General features: G+C 65.2%; 17 protein-coding genes. 9 read left to right on the top strand and 8 right to left on the bottom strand.

The window, feature by feature from the left end:
- Nucleotides 1–54 precede the first annotated feature (54 nt).
- From DCM79_RS06880 to DCM79_RS06860, 5 genes are all read right to left on the bottom strand, one after another.
- Nucleotides 55–831 (bottom strand): phosphatase PAP2 family protein, encoded by a 777-nt coding sequence (locus DCM79_RS06880; RefSeq protein WP_257179223.1) that lies wholly within the window; start codon nt 829–831, stop codon nt 55–57.
- A 212-nt stretch (nt 832–1043) separates the two neighbouring features.
- Nucleotides 1044–1538, bottom strand: coding sequence for a hypothetical protein (locus DCM79_RS06875; RefSeq protein WP_257179222.1), 495 nt, complete (start codon nt 1536–1538; stop codon nt 1044–1046).
- 128 nt (nt 1539–1666) lie between these two features.
- Complete coding sequence (rlmN, locus tag DCM79_RS06870) at nt 1667–2869, bottom strand: 23S rRNA (adenine(2503)-C(2))-methyltransferase RlmN (RefSeq protein ID WP_257179221.1); 1203 nt, start codon at nt 2867–2869, stop codon at nt 1667–1669.
- 193 nt (nt 2870–3062) lie between these two features.
- Nucleotides 3063–3728 (bottom strand): invasion associated locus B family protein, encoded by a 666-nt coding sequence (locus DCM79_RS06865; protein ID WP_257179220.1) that lies wholly within the window; start codon nt 3726–3728, stop codon nt 3063–3065.
- Nucleotides 3729–3835: 107 nt separating this feature from the next.
- Entirely contained in the window at nt 3836–4675 is an 840-nt protein-coding gene (locus DCM79_RS06860; RefSeq protein ID WP_257179219.1) for an SDR family oxidoreductase, read from the bottom strand.
- 221 nt (nt 4676–4896) lie between these two features.
- Here DCM79_RS06860 and DCM79_RS06855 point away from each other — a divergent pair, with 221 nt between their 5' ends.
- Nucleotides 4897–5871, top strand: a complete 975-nt coding sequence (locus DCM79_RS06855) for an NADPH:quinone oxidoreductase family protein (protein ID WP_257179218.1) — start codon at nt 4897–4899, stop codon at nt 5869–5871.
- 158 nt (nt 5872–6029) lie between these two features.
- Here the strand turns inward: DCM79_RS06855 and DCM79_RS06850 are convergent, their stop codons facing one another.
- Nucleotides 6030–6413 carry a YkvA family protein gene (locus DCM79_RS06850; protein ID WP_257179217.1) on the bottom strand — a complete coding sequence of 128 codons (384 nt, stop codon included), beginning with the start codon at nt 6411–6413 and terminating at the stop codon, nt 6030–6032.
- A gap of 101 nt (nt 6414–6514) precedes the next feature.
- Complete coding sequence (locus DCM79_RS06845) at nt 6515–6805, bottom strand: 4a-hydroxytetrahydrobiopterin dehydratase (protein WP_257179216.1); 291 nt, start codon at nt 6803–6805, stop codon at nt 6515–6517.
- A gap of 153 nt (nt 6806–6958) precedes the next feature.
- Here DCM79_RS06845 and DCM79_RS06840 point away from each other — a divergent pair, with 153 nt between their 5' ends.
- Both DCM79_RS06840 and DCM79_RS06835 read left to right on the top strand, forming a co-directional pair.
- Nucleotides 6959–8404, top strand: a complete 1446-nt coding sequence (locus DCM79_RS06840; protein WP_257179215.1) for a TAXI family TRAP transporter solute-binding subunit — start codon at nt 6959–6961, stop codon at nt 8402–8404.
- Nucleotides 8405–8555: 151 nt separating this feature from the next.
- Nucleotides 8556–10097, top strand: coding sequence for an alkaline phosphatase (locus DCM79_RS06835; protein ID WP_257179214.1), 1542 nt, complete (start codon nt 8556–8558; stop codon nt 10095–10097).
- A 23-nt stretch (nt 10098–10120) separates the two neighbouring features.
- Here the strand turns inward: DCM79_RS06835 and DCM79_RS06830 are convergent, their stop codons facing one another.
- The gene (locus DCM79_RS06830) at nt 10121–10504 is read right to left on the bottom strand and encodes a response regulator (RefSeq protein ID WP_257179213.1); all 384 of its coding nucleotides are present in this window, start codon (nt 10502–10504) and stop codon (nt 10121–10123) included.
- A 179-nt stretch (nt 10505–10683) separates the two neighbouring features.
- Here DCM79_RS06830 and DCM79_RS06825 point away from each other — a divergent pair, with 179 nt between their 5' ends.
- The 6 genes from DCM79_RS06825 (at nt 10684) to DCM79_RS06800 (ending at nt 17438) form a co-directional block, all read left to right on the top strand.
- Nucleotides 10684–11448, top strand: coding sequence for a Crp/Fnr family transcriptional regulator (locus tag DCM79_RS06825; protein ID WP_257179212.1), 765 nt, complete (start codon nt 10684–10686; stop codon nt 11446–11448).
- Between the two features lie 72 nt (nt 11449–11520).
- Nucleotides 11521–12237 (top strand): prolipoprotein diacylglyceryl transferase, encoded by a 717-nt coding sequence (locus DCM79_RS06820; protein ID WP_257179211.1) that lies wholly within the window; start codon nt 11521–11523, stop codon nt 12235–12237.
- Complete coding sequence (locus DCM79_RS06815; protein ID WP_257179210.1) at nt 12234–13664, top strand: radical SAM protein; 1431 nt, start codon at nt 12234–12236, stop codon at nt 13662–13664. Before DCM79_RS06820 ends, DCM79_RS06815 begins: the two co-directional genes overlap by 4 nt.
- Nucleotides 13661–13951 carry a hypothetical protein gene (locus tag DCM79_RS06810; RefSeq protein WP_257179209.1) on the top strand — a complete coding sequence of 97 codons (291 nt, stop codon included), beginning with the start codon at nt 13661–13663 and terminating at the stop codon, nt 13949–13951. Before DCM79_RS06815 ends, DCM79_RS06810 begins: the two co-directional genes overlap by 4 nt.
- A 238-nt stretch (nt 13952–14189) precedes the next feature.
- Complete coding sequence (typA, locus tag DCM79_RS06805; protein WP_257179208.1) at nt 14190–16016, top strand: translational GTPase TypA; 1827 nt, start codon at nt 14190–14192, stop codon at nt 16014–16016.
- Between the two features lie 174 nt (nt 16017–16190).
- The gene (locus DCM79_RS06800) at nt 16191–17438 is read left to right on the top strand and encodes an NAD(P)/FAD-dependent oxidoreductase (protein ID WP_257179207.1); all 1248 of its coding nucleotides are present in this window, start codon (nt 16191–16193) and stop codon (nt 17436–17438) included.
- Nucleotides 17439–17444 lie beyond the last annotated feature (6 nt).

Here is a 17444-nt window from a genome sequence, read left to right as displayed (position 1 = left end):
GAACTTGACCGCGCGAATATCAAATTTCGCAGGGATCGGCACGCATTTAATGGCTCAAGCCGACGGCTCGGGGCCGGTCTTGCGGCCGAACAGGCGCTGGCGGAGCCGGTAGGCCGGCATGTTGAGCCGGGTCAGGGCGGCATCGACCGCTTCGTCGGAAAACCGCGTCCGCGGCCAGCGGTAAATCAGCGCGTAGGCGAACCAGATCACGACGAAGGTGACGAGGCCGGCGATGGCCACGTCGGTGAAGAAGTGGCCACCGAAGGCCATGCGCAGCCCGCTCGTCAAGGCGCCGAACGTTACGGCGGCGGCATAGGCGAGCGGCCGCCACGCCGGCGGCGCCAGCGCGGCCGGCGCCAGCGTCCAGAACGCGGTCGCGCCTTCGCCCGAGAAGAACGAGCAATTGCGGGCGCAGCCGCCGCGCGGATCCCACCACGGCACGAATTGCTGGTCGCCGGCGAACTCCGTCACCACCACCGGGCGCGGCCGGCCCCAATATGTCTTGAAGGTGAGGTTGGTGAGAATGCCGGCGGACATCGTCATCGTCACCAGCAGGAAGATGATCGTGCGCCCCCGCACCATCAGCGGCCGGTCCGGCCGGATCATCTTGACCACGAGCGCCACGATGGACGGCAGCACGAAGGCCCACGCGACCCACATCGCAGCGTCACGCGCGAAGCTGGCCCAGCCGTTCAGCTTGAGCGGAAACGTCTTGGTCGCGGGATCGAAGAACAGCGACGCGAGCTTGAGATCGAGCTCGGGATAGAGCCCGAAAACGACGCCGATCACGAGCCACAGCGCGAGGCCGATGAAGAGTCCGGTACGGTTCATGGCGCGCGGTTTAGCGGAGTGGGGAGGAGATGAAAACCCCGGAGAAAGTGCCCATCCTCCCCTGGAGGGGGAGGATCGGTTCGCATGTAGCGGAGCGCAATGCGAGCCGAGGTGGGGTGAAGCCACGCGCACCGCTATCGCGGATAGTCTGTCACCCCACCCCGCTCGCGCTATGCGCAATCGACCCTCCCCCTCCAGGGGAGGGTAAGAACTCACCGCGCATCCGGCCGCGATTGCGATGGTAGCGGTGGTGGCGGCATGCGGGTGGGCGGCGGCTCGCGCCAGGCACCGGCGTTGCGGCCGGCGATCAGCCAGTAGACCATGCCGGCGACGATGCCCGCACCGGTCATGATCTCCAGGTGCCGCCGCACGATGCCCTCGAATTGGAACGTGTCGGGGTGGAACGGGACGAGGCCGAGATAGCAGGCGAGCCCGACGAGGCCCCCGCCGACGGCGTAGGCAAGCGCGCTGCGGATGTAGAGCGCCTCGGTGATGGCGACGATCACCGCCGCCGGCACCAGCGCAAAGCCCGAGACGAAGACGAAGCCGAAGCCGAGCAGGATGTCGATCGTGCCCTGGTCGACGGGACCGGCGCCGAGATCGGCGAATTCCGGAAACAGCAGCGCGACGACGACGATCATGCCGCCGACGAAGCAGGCGGCGAGAAAGCCGATGAAGATGACGATGAGGCGGCCGATCAGGGACATTGCGCCACCCTCACCGTCATTGCGAGGAGCGTAGCGACGAAGCAATCCAGACTGCCGCGGCGGAAAAGCTCTGGATTGCTTCGCTTCGCTCGCAATGACGGGGATGCGAGAGCGCGGGCACGCATCCGCTAGTCCGTCATCGCCATGGCGCGGAGCGCCTGGCGTTCGCGTGCGCTGAGCTTTTCGGTCTCCGACTTGAGCTGGCCGCAGGCGGCAAGGATGTCGCGGCCGCGCGGGGTGCGTACCGGCGAGGAATAGCCGGCGTTGAAGATGTATTCGGAGAACTTTTCGATCTGGTCCCAGTCCGAGCATTCATAGGCGGTACCGGGCCATGGGTTGAACGGGATCAGGTTGATCTTGGCGGGAATGCCCTTGAGCAGCTTCACCAGCAATTTCGCGTCGTCGAGCGAATCGTTGACGCCCTTGAGCATCACATATTCGAAGGTGATGCGGCGGGCGTTGGAGGCACCGGGATAGTCGCGGCAGGCCTGCAAGAGCTCCTTGATCGGGTATTTGCGGTTGAGCGGCACCAGCTCGTTGCGCAGCTCGTCGCGCACCGCATGCAGCGAGATCGCGAGCATGACGCCGATCTCCTCGCCGGCGCGCACGATGTTGGGCACCACGCCCGAGGTCGACAGCGTGATGCGGCGGCGCGAGATGCCGATGCCTTCATTGTCGCCGACGATCAGAAGCGCATCGCGCACCGCGTCGAAATTGTAGAGCGGCTCGCCCATGCCCATCATCACGATGTTGGTGACGCGGCGCGTGCCGTCCTCGCGATCGGCCCAATCGTTGAGGCGGTCGCGCGCGACCATGACCTGTCCGACGATCTCGCCGGCGGTGAGATTTCGCACCAGGCGCTGCGTGCCGGTGTGGCAGAACGAGCAATTCAACGTGCAGCCGACCTGCGAGGAGATGCAAAGCGTGCCGCGATCGGTTTCGGGGATGTAGACGCACTCGACTTCATGCGCCTTCTGGATGTTGTCGCCGCTCGGCAACCGCAGCAGCCATTTGCGGGTGCCGTCGTTGGAGATCTGCTCGGCCACGACCTCGGGACGGTCGACCGTGAAATGCTGGGCGAGCTCGGCGCGGATGCCCTTCGAGATCGAGGTCATGTCGTCGAAGCTCTGGGCGCCGCGGAAATAGAGCCAGTGCCACAGCTGCTGCACCCGCATCTTGCGCTGCGCCGGCGCGACCCCGATCTCGCCGAGCCGATCGGCAAGCTCGGTGCGCGACAGGCCGATCAGCGACGGCTTTGCCGGCGGCACATAGGTTTCGAGTGGCGTCTTCTCCACTGGGATTGCGTTGCGCGGCTCGGTCGTCGGTTGCATCGGTTGCCCAAAGTAGTTGCTGTCTCGTCATGCCCGGGCTTGTCCCGGGCATCCACGTTCTTGTCGCCTGAGTTAGCACGTGGATGCCCGGGACAAGCCCGGCCATGACGACTGAAATTGTGGAACCGGCTCTATATAGCAACCGGACCGTCCGATTGCGACCTTCTCGCCCGCAGCCTTAACGCCTGCGCTCTTACCGCTTGCAATCCTGCGCGATCTTGTCGAGTGCCTGGGCGAGCCCCTTCAGCGAAAACGTGTCGGTCGTCTCGGTGCCCTTGGCCGAGACACCCTTGACCACGAGCTCGGCGGATTTGCGCATGGCCTCGACCATCCGCTCCTCCTCGGCCGCATTCTTGATCCAGAGGCCGTCGCCCTGCGTGTACATCGCGTAAGCAGCGCCGCCGACCTCCACCGTCGATTCCGAGCCCGGCTTCAGCGCGTAGCCGATCATCACCGAGACCTCGTTGTTCACCTTCTCGGCCGGCCGGGTCGAGACGAAGGCATAGGCGGGATCGCGCGGCCGATTGGGCGGATTGGTCTTCGACGACGACGGCTTGGCCAGCGCGAAGCACACCTTCTTGCCGTTGGGCGTCGCCGAATAGGCCCCCCAGGTGCCGAACTGACCGATCAGGGTCGGCTCCGCGCCCCCTGCAACCGAAGCGGGCGGGGCCGCCGGTTTGCTCTCCGGCTTTGCCGTCGACTTCCCATTCGTCGGGGCTGCCGGCGCCGCCGGTTTCGGTGCTTCTCTTGGGTTTGGCGCGGATTTCGGCGTCGGTTGCGCCGTCTGCGCCCGCGCAGAGACAGCGATTCCCCCGGCCGCCACGCCAGTCATCAAAGCTAAAATCAGCACCCGCCACATGCTGGAGTGGTTCCCTCAATATTGTGACTGGAAGATGGCCCGGCCGCGCTTTGTCCCTGTGGCAGGGATAGCCGGGAAAGCCCAGTTTGGGAAGGCAGTTAGCAGTATCAGCTTTTGGATCGCGCGGCGCGCTGGGCGGCCCATTGCGCCTCGGTCCAGAGAAGCAAATCCTCGGCGCCGGAACTGCGCAAATGCGCGCCACCGTCGATGACGACCATCTCGCCGTTGATGTAGGCGGCACGATCCGAGACCAGGAAACTGGCGAGATCGGAAAGCTCGCCATGCTCTCCGGTCCGGCCCAGCGGATTGCGCGCGGTCCAGCCTTCGTCTCGGCCTTCGGGGCGAAGCTGCCCCGAGGCACCCGCGGTCGGGAACGGACCCGGCGCAATGGCGACGGTGCGGATGCCTTTCGGCCCCCATTCCACCGCAAGGCTCCTGGTCATCGCCAGCAGCGCCGACTTCGCCATCGCCGACGGCACGGTGAAGGCGCGGCCGGTGATGGTCGAGGTCGAGAGAATCGAGAGCACGACGCCGCGATGCCTGCCCTCGATCCAGCGCCTGCCGGCCGCGAGCGTGCAGTACATCGCGCCATGCAGCGTCGGCGCCAGGATCGCATCGGCTGCCCGGAACGAGAGATGCTCGCTCTGTGCGATGAACGTGGCGGCAGCGTTGTTGACGAGGATATCGAGCGGCGCCTCGCGCCAGATCCGGTCCATCATGGCGTCGACCGCGACACCGTCGCGGATATCGCAGGCGATCGTCGTTACCTTGCCACCGCTCTGCGCGCGCATCTCCGCGGCCGTCGCTTCCAGCCGGTCGAGCTTGCGGCCGCAAATGACGAGCTCGGCGCCGAGCGTCAGAAATCGGTGTCCCATCGCGGCGCCAAGACCCGAGCCGCCGCCGGTGACGAGGATGCGCTTGTCCCTGAGCAGGCCTGTTTCAAACATCGTTTGAATCCTCGCTGTGTCCACATACGCCGTCATTGCGAACGCAGCGAGCAATCCAGAGTCCGTGCCGCGGAAATTGCCTGGATTGCTTCGCTTTGCTCGCAATCATGAGGATAGGCCGAGGCGTGGCCTCAGACAAAGAATCCGGATTGTCGCCCGTGTCTAAATCCGGCAGAAACGGCCCAACTATAATTCCACTCGAAACGCCCCCAGGTGCCGCCATGAAAGCCATCCTCTGCTCGCAATATTGCCAGCCCGACGATCTCGTGCTCGCCGAGGTGCCGGATCCGGTGGCGGGCCCCGGCGAAGCGGTGATCGCGGTCAAGGCCGCGGCGCTGAACTTCTTCGACATCCTGATGATTCAGGGCAAGTATCAGATCAAGCCGCCGTTCCCGTTCTCGCCGGCCGCGGAGGTCGCGGGCGTGATCGAGAGCATTGGTCCTGGCGTCACCGATCTGAAAGTCGGCGATCGCGTCGTCGCCTCCTGCGGCCACAACGGCGCGCGCGAGAAGATCGCGCTGCCGGCGGCCTCCATCGTGAAGATCCCGGACAATCTCGACTACGACCGCGCGGCCGGCATCATCATCATCTACGGCACCGCGCTGCATGCGCTGGAGGATCGCGCCAGCCCGAAGCCGGGCGAGACGCTCGCCGTGCTGGGTGCGGCCGGCGGCACCGGCCTTGCCGCCTGCGAGCTCGGCAAGCTGATGGGATTGAAGGTGATCGCCTGCGCCTCGTCGGACGAGAAGCTCGAATTCGCCAAGGCGCATGGCGCCGAGCTGACGCTGAACTACGCCAAGGAGGATCTGAAGGAAGGCCTGCGCAAGCTCACCGGCGGCAAGGGCGTCGACATCATCTTCGATCCGGTTGGTGGCGCTTACGCCGAGCAGGCGCTGCGCTCGATTGCCTGGGAGGGCCGCTTCCTCGTCATCGGCTTTGCCGCCGGCGACATCCCGAAGATGCCGCTGAATCTCGCGCTCTTGAAGGGCTGCGATATCCGCGGCGTGTTCTGGGGCGCATGGACGCGGCAGAATCCGGAAAAGAACCGCGCCAACCTCGAGAAGCTCGTGAAGTGGACGGCGGAAGGCAAGATCTCATCGCATGTCGATCGCACCTTCCCGCTGGCCCAGACCGCAGACGCGCTGAAGGTGCTGGCGGGACGCCAGGCCATGGGCAAGGTGATCTTGCATCCGTGAGGATGCGAGGAACGCACTCGCCATACGCTCACTGTCGTCGCCCGGCTTGACCGGGCGACCCAGTATTCCACAGACAGTTGCGATTGAATTGACAGGCCACAGCGTACTGGATGCCCCGGTCAAGCCGGGGCATGACAGTGTGCTTGTAGCGCAAGCTATTACGCGACTTCCCCCGCCTCATCCACCCCACGCTTCAGCGCGGCACGGGCGGCTTCGCGATGCTCGCTCGTGATGTGGCCGGCGACCATGCGGATGGCGGTGGCGAGCACGGCGGCGTCATCGGCGAAGCCGAGCATCGGCATCACGTCGGCGACGAAGTCGAACGGCAGGACGAAATAGGCGATCGCACCAAGCAGCGAGGCCTGGACGTGGCGCGGCGTCTGCCGGTCGAACGCGCAGTAATAAGCCGCAAGCAGGTCTTCGGCGAAGGGCAGATGCGCGGCGACACGCTTCAGCTTGCGCCAGAAGCGGCGGCGCACGCCTTCGCGATCTTCCGCGAGCCGATCGGCCGGCTCGAAACCGACGCTGTGTTCGGCAGCCATGTTCGACAAACTCCCCGTTCAGCCCAAGGCGGCGGACCGCCGCATCCTGGCTGATCACAAGATGGGGATGTCGGCTGTCCCTGCAAGACGTCGGCAAGGTCTCAGCCCGCGATCGCGTTCATCGCCTTGGCCAACGCGACGTCGAGCGCCGTGACGCCGCCGGCGTCGTGGGTCGCCAGCACCACCTCCACCGTCTTGTAGACGTTGCGCCATTCGGGGTGGTGATCCATCTTCTCGGCGACCAGCGCGGCGCGGGTCATGAAGCCGAACGCCTCGTTGAAATCCTTGAAGATAAAGGTCTTCCCGATGGCATCCCGGCCCTGAACCTCGGTCCAGCCCGGAAGTCCGCCGAGCGCCTGCTTGCGCGCCTCCGCCGAGAGCCGTTCTGCCATGGTCATCTCCGTCCTTCAGGGGAACTTTACCCTAACACCTTGCGTACGGCCCGGGTTCATACGGGGATTTCGGCCATCCGCTAACCATGACGGAGATGTAACCCCGCCGGACAAGAAATTTGCTACAATTGCGGGCGTAAATCGCCGGCCAAGATGAAACTGAGCCTCAAGCGCCTGTTTGGGAGATCGATGACCGGGGGATTGGACCTGGCCGAAGCGCCCCCTCCGCCTTCGCCGCGATCTGCGGCGCGGAAGACGGCCCTGGTGTCTCTCGCATTCGTGCTTGCGATCGTCGGCACGCTCGCCGGCGGCTATTACTTCGCGATGCGTCCGGTGACGCTGAAGATCGCGGTCGGCCCCGCCAACAGCGACGACGTCAAGGTCGTGCAGGCGCTGACGCAGGCCTTCAGCCAGAGCAAGGGCCAGGTGCGACTGCGGCCGATTCAGACCGACGGCGCCACGGCCAGCGCCAATGCGCTCGCGGAAGGCAAGGTCGATCTCGCCATCGTGCGCGGCGACGTCGATGTGCCCAAGAACGCGCAGGCGGTCGCGACCCTGCGCAAGAACGTCGTGGTGCTGTGGTCCGTCCCGGGCAAAGGCAAGAAGCGCGGCGCGAAGATCACCAGGATCTCGCAGCTCGCCGGCCATCGCGTCGGCGTGGTCGGCCGCACCCAGGCCAACGTCAATCTGCTCAAGGTGATCCTGCAGCAATACGGCGTCGATCCAGCCAAGGTCGAGATCGTGCAATTTCCGGCCAACGAAGTTGCCGAGGCGATCAAGGGCCAGAAGGCCGATGTCTATCTCGCCGCGGGCCCCGTCAACAGCAAGATCACGGCGGATGCGATCGCCGCCTCCAGCAAGGATTTCGGCGCGCCCAGCTTCATCGCCATCGATTCGGCGGATGCCATCGCGCAGAACCACCCGATCTACGAGGCGTCCGAGATTCCCGCCGGCACCTATGGCGGCTCGCCCGCCCGCCCGGAGGACGAGATCAAGACCATCGGCTTCTCGCACCACGTCGTGGCGCGCAAAGGCGTGTCCGAAACCACCATCGCGGCGTTCACGCGCCAGCTGTTCGCCGTGCGTCAGCAATTGGTGACCGAATTCCCGCTCGCGGCGAAGATCGAAACGCCCGATACCGACAAGGATGCGGTGATCCCGGTGCATCCGGGTGCGGCCGCCTTCGTCGACGGCGAGGAAAAGACCTTCCTCGACAAATACAGCGACTACATCTGGTGGAGCCTGATGGCGCTGTCGGCCATGGGCTCGGTCGGCGCCTGGTTCGCGGGCTACCTGAAAAAGGATGAGCGCGACAGCAACAATCATCAGCGCGAGCGCCTGCTCGACATGATCGCGGCCGCGCGCAAGTGCGAGACGACCGAAGAGCTCGACCAGATGCAGGCCGAAGCCGACGACATCCTGCGCGACACGCTGCGCTGCTACGATCACGGCGCGATCGAGGAAGGCGCGCTCACCGCCTTCAACATCGCGCTGGATCAGTTCCACTCCGCCGTTGCCGACCGCAAGGCGGTGCTGTTCAGCCTGCCGCCGAACCTGCAGCGCGCGGGCACGCAGTTCCGGGCCGCCGGCAACGCCTGAGCTCCGGCGCGCGTAGTCGCGGCGTCACATTGCCTCGATATTGGTTTGCCGTCATTCCGGGATGGTCCGAAGCACCAGACCCGGAATCTCGAGATTCCGGATTCCCGCTTCGCGCGCTCCGGAATGACAGCGAGAGATCCGCGAGCCAGCCATGAACATCAAATTCTCCCGTCGCCGCTTCCTCGCCACCGGCGCGGGTGCGCTCGGCACCATCGCGATGCCTTACCTGTCGCGCGCGGCCGATCGGCCAAGGGTCACTCACGGCGTACAGTCAGGCGACGTCACGGTCGATGGCGGCGTGGTGTGGGCGCGCACCGACCGGCCGGCGCAGATGCTGGTCGAGGTGGCGACGACTGACACGTTCAGGGATGCCCGCGCGCTGCCGCCGATCGCGGCGCTCCCCGAGAGCGACTTCACCGCAAAGATGCTGATCGAGAACCTGCCGGGCGGCCAGGACATCTTTTACCGCGTCCGCTTCCGCGATCTCGCGCACAGCGCGGTCGAGGGCGAGGCGGTCGTCGGCCGTTTCCGCACCGCGCCGGCCGACCGCCGCGACGTCAGCTTCGTCTGGGGCGGAGACGTCGCCGGCCAGGGCTGGGGCATCAATCCCGACGACGGTGGCATGGTTACCTTCGCGACGATGCGCAAGCACCGGCCGGACTTCTTCCTGCATTCCGGCGACACAATCTACGCCGACGGCCCGATTGCATCCGAGGTGAAGCTCGCCGACGGCAAGATCTGGAAGAACGTCACCATCCCCGAGAAGGCCAAGGTCGCCGAGACGCTCGACGAGTACCGCGCCGCGCACAAATACAATCTCACCGACGACAATCTGCGCGCCTTCAATGCCGAGGTGCCGATCTTCGTGCAGTGGGACGATCACGAAGTGACCAACAATTGGTCGCCCTCGAAAGAGCTGCCGGCGGCCTACAAGGAGCGCGACATCGCGCTGCTCGCCGCGCGCGGGGCGCGCGCCTTCCACGAGATGTATCCGCTGCGCGAAAGCATCCATGAGCCCGGCCGGGTCTATCGCCAGATTTCCTATGGCCCGCATCTCGACGTGTTCATGCTCGACGAGCGCAGCTATCGCGGCGCGAACGGCCCCAATCTCGAAACCGCTTACGGCCCCGCCAGCTATTTCCTTGGCCCGGACCAGATCGCCTGGCTCAAGCGCGGCCTGCTCAATTCGCGCGCGACCTGGAAGGTGATCGCCTCCGACATGCCGCTGGGCCTGATCGTATCGGACACCTCGAAGGGCGGCTCGGAAGCCGTCGCGCAAGGCGACGGTCCGGTGCGTGGCCGCGAGCTCGAGATCGCCGACATCCTGCGCTTCATCAAGATGGCGCCGATCAGCAACACGGTGTGGCTGACCGCCGACGTGCACTACGCCGCCGCGCATTATTACCATCCGAACAAGGCGCAGTTCCAGGATTTCGAGCCATTCTGGGAATTCGTGTCGGGGCCGCTGCATGCCGGCACATTCGGTCCGAACGCGCTCGACAACACCTTTGGACCCGAGGTGCGCTTCGTCAAGGCGCCGGGCAAGGACAGCCAGAACCTGCCGCCCTCGGCGGGCATGCAGTTCTTCGGTCACGTCAAGATCGACGGGACCTCTGGCCAGATGATTGTGACGTTGCGCGACCGCGCCGATGTCGCGCTGTGGTCGACGACGCTCGATCCGAAGCAGAGCTGACGGCTAGAGCCCTCAAAACGGGTCTAATCGGCGTCGCGCGTGCGCAACGCCGCCTCCAGCGCATCGCTCGAACACGGTTTCTGCAACCGTGGCTGACCGGAGAATTCGGGCGGAATGCGCGCCTCGGCGCCATAGCCGGTGACGAACACGAACGGGATCTTCAGGGCGAGAAGCCGTTCGGCGACCGCAAAGCTGGTCTCGCGGATCAGCTCGACATCGAGCAGCGCGAAGTCGGGCGCACGCTCGACAATGGCGCCCAGCGCCTGAGCCACCGACCCGACGGTCCGCACAACGGCGACGCCAAATCCAAGCAGGCGATCCTCGAAATCGATCGCGATGATGGGGTCGTCTTCGACAATCAGGACGTCGGCCGGCCGGCCTGTGCCATCGGGAACTAGGGGTGCCATGATCAGATCTTGGAGGTGGGGGGTTTTGGATCAGGACTGCCGCGACACGATGCCTGCCTGTAGCGCATCGGGGGGTTCCCGGAACGAAACCCACCACATCGCCGTTCTCCAGTCTGTTCACTTGTGCACGCAGGAACGCGACGGAACTCGCTAAGATCCGGAGGAGAAGGGGGTTCACGATGGACGCGCGCATCAACAAGACGATCGAGGTCGAGAGCCGGCCGGCCAACAATCTGCTGCGGCGTTTGAGCCAAGCCGACTACGCTCTGCTCGCACCTCACGTCTCCGTCGAGGACTGCGCGGCAAGCGAGCTGCTCTACAATCCCGGCGATGACGTCCAGGTCGTCCACTTCCCCTGCGGACCGTCGCTCGCGACCTTTCTCGTTCCGAACGAGGACGGCCGCGACGTCGAAACCATCCTGGTCGGCCGCGAAGGCGCGGTGGGCGGTATCGTCAGCGAGGGCTACCTGCCGGCCTATACCCGGATCTGCGTGAAATTCGGCGGGCCGTTCGCGCGCGTTCATGTCGCCAAGCTGGAAGCGGCCAAGCTGCGCTCGGCCTCGCTGCGCAACATCTTTGCCCGCTATGCCGATTGCATGCTGGCGCAGATCTTCCAGTCGACCGCCTGCAACGCGATCCATTCGATCGAGCAGCGGACCGCCAAATGGATTCTGGCGGCGATGGAGCGGACCGGCGACGAGAGCAGCGTGCCGCTGACCCACGAGCAGCTCGCGACGCTGCTCGGCGTCGGCCGCTCCTATGCCAGCCGCGTGCTTCAATCATTCAAGGCCGAACGGATTCTCGACACGCGGCGCGGATCGATCCTGGTTCGCAACCGCGACGGCCTGAAGCTTCGCGCCTGCCTCTGCAACGACGCGGTGAAGATGCACTTCGAAGAGGTGCTGCGCGGCGTCTACCCGACCGAGGAGCGGGAGGCGGGGTAGCGAGTTCTTCCCCGGCACAAGACGCGCGGGCGCACTATCCCGCGCGGCCGGAACTTGGCTAGTATCCCCGGCATGAGCGGGGCTTTGCTTCACACCATCTTCGACGTCTTGGCGTGGCTGGGGGCGGCCGCGGCCGCCTACGGGCTGGCGCGACGGGGTTTGCGGTTTCCGGCGCAATCCTCGGCGCTGCCCTACATCGCCGCTCTGGTGTTCGGCGCGGGCCTCGGCGCCTATCTGTTCGGCTCCGCCAATCTGTGGCTGTCGGGTCAGAGCGGCATTGCGCGCTCGGTCGAGGGCGCGCTGGCCGGCGGCATCGTGGCGATCGAGCTCTACAAATGGACCGCCGGCATCACCTTGCGCACCGGCGCGCGGTTTGCGCTGCCGCTGGCCGTCGGCATCGCGATCGGCCGGCTCGGCTGCTATTTCGCAGGCCTCGACGACTTCACCTATGGCACGCCGACCACGCTGCCTTTCGGCCATGATTTCGGCGACGGCGTTCTGCGCCATCCCGTCCAGCTCTACGAGAGCGCGGCCATGGCCCTGTTCGCGCTCGTCTATGTGCTGGCGGTCTTGAACCGGAACGCGTTCACGATCACCAATGGTTTCTACCTGGCGCTCGCCTATTATGGAGCGCAACGCTTCCTATGGGAATTCCTCAAGCCCTACGGCACGCTGATCGGCCCCTTCACCCTGTTTCACCTGCTGTCGTTGTCCATCCTGCTCTACGCCGGCGTCATGCTGGCGACGGCGTCCAAAGCGAGACGCTTGCAAAGTGAGTTACTTGCATGAACGCGCCGTTGCGTAAGTCGCGTCCCTATATTTTCTGGGGCCAGACCCAATCTCTCTGCGAAACCTGCCTGCAGCTGGTGCCGGCCAAGATCCAGATCCAGGACAACGAGGTCTGGTACGAAAAGCGCTGCAGGGAGCACGGCGTCCAGTCCACGCTGGTGTCGACCGATGCCGCCTATTGGCGCTTGTGCAAGGATTTCATCAAGCCCGGCGATCGGCCGCTGCAATTCCAGCAGCGCACCGAATTCGGCTGTCCCTATGATTGCGGGCTCTGCGCCGACCACGAGCAGCATTCGTGCCTGGCGTTGATCGAGATCACCGAGCACTGCAACCTGACCTGCCCGGTCTGCTTTGCGGAATCCTCGCCGGCACGAACCAAATTCACCCCGCTCGCAACGATCGAGAAGATGCTGAACGCGCTGGTCGCAAGCGAGGGCGAGCCCGATCTCGTGCAGATCTCCGGCGGCGAGCCGACGCTGCATCCGGATTTCTTCGCGATCCTGGACGCGGTGCGCGCACGTCCGATCCGCCACGTCATGATCAACACCAACGGCCTGCGCGTCGCGCGCGACAAGGATTTCGTGGCGCGGCTGGCCGAGAACAAGCGCGGGCTGGAGGTCTATCTCCAGTTCGATTCGCTGCAGCGCGACGCGCTGGTCGATCTGCGCGGCGCGGATTTGCGCAGGATCCGCCAGCAGGCGCTGGAAAATCTCGAGCATTACGGCGTGTCGACCACGCTGGTCGCGACCATCAAGCGCGGCGTCAACGATGCCGAGATCGGCGACATCGTCCGCCACGCACTCACCTGGAAATGCGTGCGCGGCGTCACGCTGCAGCCGGTACAGGACGCCGGGCGCAACGACAATTTCGACGGCAAGACCGACCGCATCATGCTGTCGGAGATCCGCAAGCGCGTGATCGAGACCGGCGTGTTCGGCGACAAGGACATGATTCCGCTGCCCTGCAATCCCGAGAGCATCTCGATCGGCTATGGCCTGCGCAACGGCGAGAAGGTGCTGCCGCTGACTTCGCTGATCCCGCAGGAACAGCTGGTCGCGGTGATGCCCAACACCATCAGCCCGGAGAAATATCCGATGCTGCGGGAAAAATTCGTCGATCTGTTCTCGCTGTCGTCGGGGCCTTTGAACACGAGCGAGCGCGTCTGCGAACTCCTGTGCTGCCTGCCGAGCTTTCAGGTGCCGGACGGGCTGTCCTACGAGAACGTCTTCCGCGTCACCATCGTGCAGTTTCTCGACCGCTTCAATTTCTGCGTCGGCAACGTCAAGCGCAGCTGCATCCATTTCGTGACGGAGCAGGGCGCGATCATTCCGTTCGACACCTACAATCTGTTCTACCGCAACGGAAAGATCGACGGCATCCGCGCGGCGCTGGCCGCGCAGGCAAGCGAAGGAGTCATGCAGGCATGAGCATCAGCGACCCACCGCCGCCGGCTCCTTCGGGGCCGCCTCCTGCCCCGAAGGAAAAGCGCAGCGGCTGCCTGACCGCGTTGATGGCGATCGCCGGGATCTTCATGCTGTTGCCGGGGCTGTGCGCGCTCCTGTTCGGCGGAATGGCGGTGGTCGACGGTGGCCGGATCCCCTCCGACATGGCGTCGCTGGTGTTCTTGGGGCTGGTCATCGGCATCGGAGGCGTCGTCCTGATCTGGGCGGCCATCATGGGGCGAAAGGCCCCGCCGGCCCGCAACGATCGCTAAGCCCCGGAGATTCCCGGGCAAAATTCAGTCAACCAAGGCCCAAAGAACGCATTGTTTTTTGGCGGTTTTTGCATATATTGCGCCGCAACGCGCAGGGCGCCCGGTCAAGATGGCCGGGCTTCCTTTTTGGGCGGAAAGCGCCCCGTTTCCAGTCTTCCAGCGTTGTTTCGAGAAGAGGTCCCGGTCTGACCGGCGAGATCGCGCTTAACCCATTGTTCGACCGCAAAGAAGCTCACTCATGAATCTTCGTAACGTTGCCATCATCGCCCACGTCGACCACGGCAAGACGACCCTGGTCGACAAACTCCTCCAGCAGTCCGGCACGTTCCGCGAGAACCAGAAGGTGACGGATCGCGCCATGGATTCCAACGACCTGGAGCGCGAGCGCGGCATCACCATCCTGGCCAAGGCGGCCTCGGTGCAGTGGAAGGACACCCGCATCAACATCGTCGACACCCCCGGCCACGCCGATTTTGGCGGCGAGGTCGAGCGCATCCTGAACATGGTGGACGGCGCCCTGGTGCTGGTCGACGCCGCAGAAGGCCCGCTGCCGCAGACCAAGTTCGTGGTCTCCAAGGCGCTCAAGGTCGGCTTGAAGCCGATCGTCGTCATCAACAAGGTCGACCGCCCCGACGCGCGCCCGACCGAAGTCATCAACGAGGTGTTCGACCTGTTCGCGGCGCTCGATGCCAGCGAGGAGCAGCTCGACTTCCCGATCCTCTACGGGTCGGCCAAGCAGGGCTGGATGGCCGACAGCCCTGAGGGTCCGAAGGACAAGGGCATGGAGCCGCTGTTCGACCTGATCCTGCGCCACGTCGCGCCGCCCAAGGTCGAGGAAGGTCCGTTCAAGATGATCGGCACCATCCTGGAAGCCAATCCCTATCTCGGCCGCATCATCACCGGCCGCATCTCCTCCGGCGTGCTCAAGCCGAACCAGCAGGTCAAGGTGCTGAACGCCGACGGCAAGCTGGTCGAGTCCGGGCGCATCACCAAGATCCTGGCCTTCCGCGGCCTCGAGCGCACGCCGCTCGATGAAGCCGAAGCCGGCGACATCGTCGCCATTGCCGGCCTGACCAAGGGCACCGTCGCCGACACCTTCTGCGATCCGACCGTCGAGGTGCCGCTGCCGGCGCAGCCGATCGATCCGCCGACCGTGTCGATGTCGTTCATCGTCAACAACTCCCCGCTCGCCGGCACCGAAGGAGACAAGGTGACGAGCCGCATGATCCGCGACCGCCTGCTGCGCGAGGCCGAAGGCAATGTCGCGCTGCGCGTGGTCGAAGCCGCCGACAAGGACGCGATGGAAGTCTCGGGCCGCGGCGAATTGCAGCTCGCGATCCTGATTGAGACCATGCGCCGCGAAGGCTTCGAGCTCTCGGTGTCGCGCCCGCGCGTCGTGTTCCAGAAGGACGAGGCCACCGGCGCCACCCTGGAGCCGATCGAGGAGGTCGTGATCGACGTCGACGAGGAGCATTCCGGCGTCGTCGTGCAGAAGATGAGCGAGCGCAAGTCCGAGCTGATCGAGATGAAGCCGTCGGGCGGCAACCGTCAGCGCCTGGTGTTCTACGCGCCGACCCGCGGCCTGATCGGCTACCAGGGCGAATTGCTCACCGATACCCGCGGCACCGCGATCATGAACCGCCTGTTCCACGGCTACGCGCCGTACAAAGGCGAGATCCAGGGCCGCCGCAACGGCGTGCTGATCTCCAACGACCAGGGCGAAGCGGTGGCTTATGCCATGTTCAAGCTGGAAGATCGCGGCCCGATGATGATCGAGCCGGGCTGGAAGGTCTACAAGGGCATGATCGTCGGCGAGCACACCCGCGACAACGATCTCGAGATCAACGTGCTCAAGGGCAAGCAGCTCACCAACATCCGCACGACCTCGAAGGACGAAGCCGTACGCCTGACCCCGCCGATCCGCATGACGCTGGAGAAGGCGCTCGCCTATATCGAGGATGACGAGCTCGTGGAGGTCACCCCGAAGTCGATCCGCCTGCGCAAGAAGCACCTCGACCCGAACGAGCGCAAGCGCGCGGAAAAGGCCAAGGAAGCGGTGGCGTAAGGCTGCCGCTCTCATTCACTGTCATGCCCCGGCTTGACCGGGGCATCCAGTACGCCGCGCTCTCTCGGCCCTATAACGACTGCCTCTGGAATACTGGTTCACCCGCTTTCGCGGGTGATGACACCTGGTGTGTGATGCCTTTAGCGCGTATCCCGAACGTGCTAGAGCCCGCCCATGAGCTCCCTCCCCTCCTCCGTCGACGTCGCGATCATCGGCGCCGGTGCCGCCGGCCTCGGCGCGGCGCATGCGCTGGCGGACTCCGGCCTCTCGGCGATCGTGCTGGAGGCGCGTGACAGGCTCGGCGGCCGGGCCTGGACGGTGCAGGCCTCGCCCGAGGTCACCTTCGACGTTGGCTGCGGCTGGCTGCACTCTGCCGACAAGAATTCCTTCGTCGCGATCGCACGGCAGCTTGGCTTCGAGCTCAATAAGGACCTGCCGCCCTGGCGCGAGCGCGCCTATGGCAACGCGTTTCCGCCAGCCGAGCGCGACGATTTCATGCGCGCGATGGACGCGTTCTATGAGCGCCTCTGGCAAGCCGCGCAAAAGGGCCAGGACGAGCCCGCGAGCCTGAGCCTCGAAGTGGGCAATCGCTGGAATCCCATGATCGACGCGATCTCGACCTACATCAACGGCTGCGAGCTGAAGGACATGTCCACGCTCGACTGGGACGCCTATGAGGACACCGACCTGAACTGGCGCGTCCGCCGCGGCTATGGCGCGCTTGTTTCGGCCTATGGCGCACCCTGCCCGGTGGCCCTGAACTGCAACGTCACGCTGATCGATCATTCCGGCAAGCGCATCCGCATCGAGACATCGCAGGGCGCGCTGACCGCGGACAAGGCGATCGTCACCGTACCGACCAACCTTATCGCCGATGAGACGTTGCGCTTTTCGCCGCGATTGCCGTCCAAGGTCGAGGCAGCAGCCGGCCTGCCGCTCGGCGTAGACGACAAGGTGACGCTGGCGCTCGAGGACCCCGAAGCCTTTCCGAAGGAAGCCAATCTGCGCGGCGCCACCATGCGCACCGAGATGGGCACCTACCACATCCGTCCGTTCGGCCAGCCCTGCATCGAAGGCTTTTTCGGCGGCAGCTTTGCCCGCGCGCTGGAGGATTCCGGCGAAGGTGCCATCGCCGCGCAAGCCATCAGCGAGATCGCGGGCTTCCTCGGCAACGATATCCGGCGCAAGCTGAAGCCGCTCTACGCGTCACGCTGGGCGCGCGATCCGTTCGCGCAGGGATCGTATTCGCACGCCCTGCCCGGCCACGCAGGCGATCGTGCCGTGCTGGCCGCGCCGGTGGACGGGCGGCTGTTCTTTGCCGGCGAGGCGACGTCGCCGACGTTCTTCACGACGGCGCATGGCGCACGGGACAGCGGGGAACGCGCGGCTGCGGAAGTGCTGGCTGCAATCGGGAAGCGCTAGCCTCCC

Source organism: Bradyrhizobium sp. WBOS07 (assembly GCF_024585165.1).
Lineage (GTDB): Bacteria > Pseudomonadota > Alphaproteobacteria > Rhizobiales > Xanthobacteraceae > Bradyrhizobium > Bradyrhizobium japonicum_B.
Note: the sequence above shows the minus strand (reverse complement) of the source record. Positions and strands in the feature narration are given on the sequence as shown.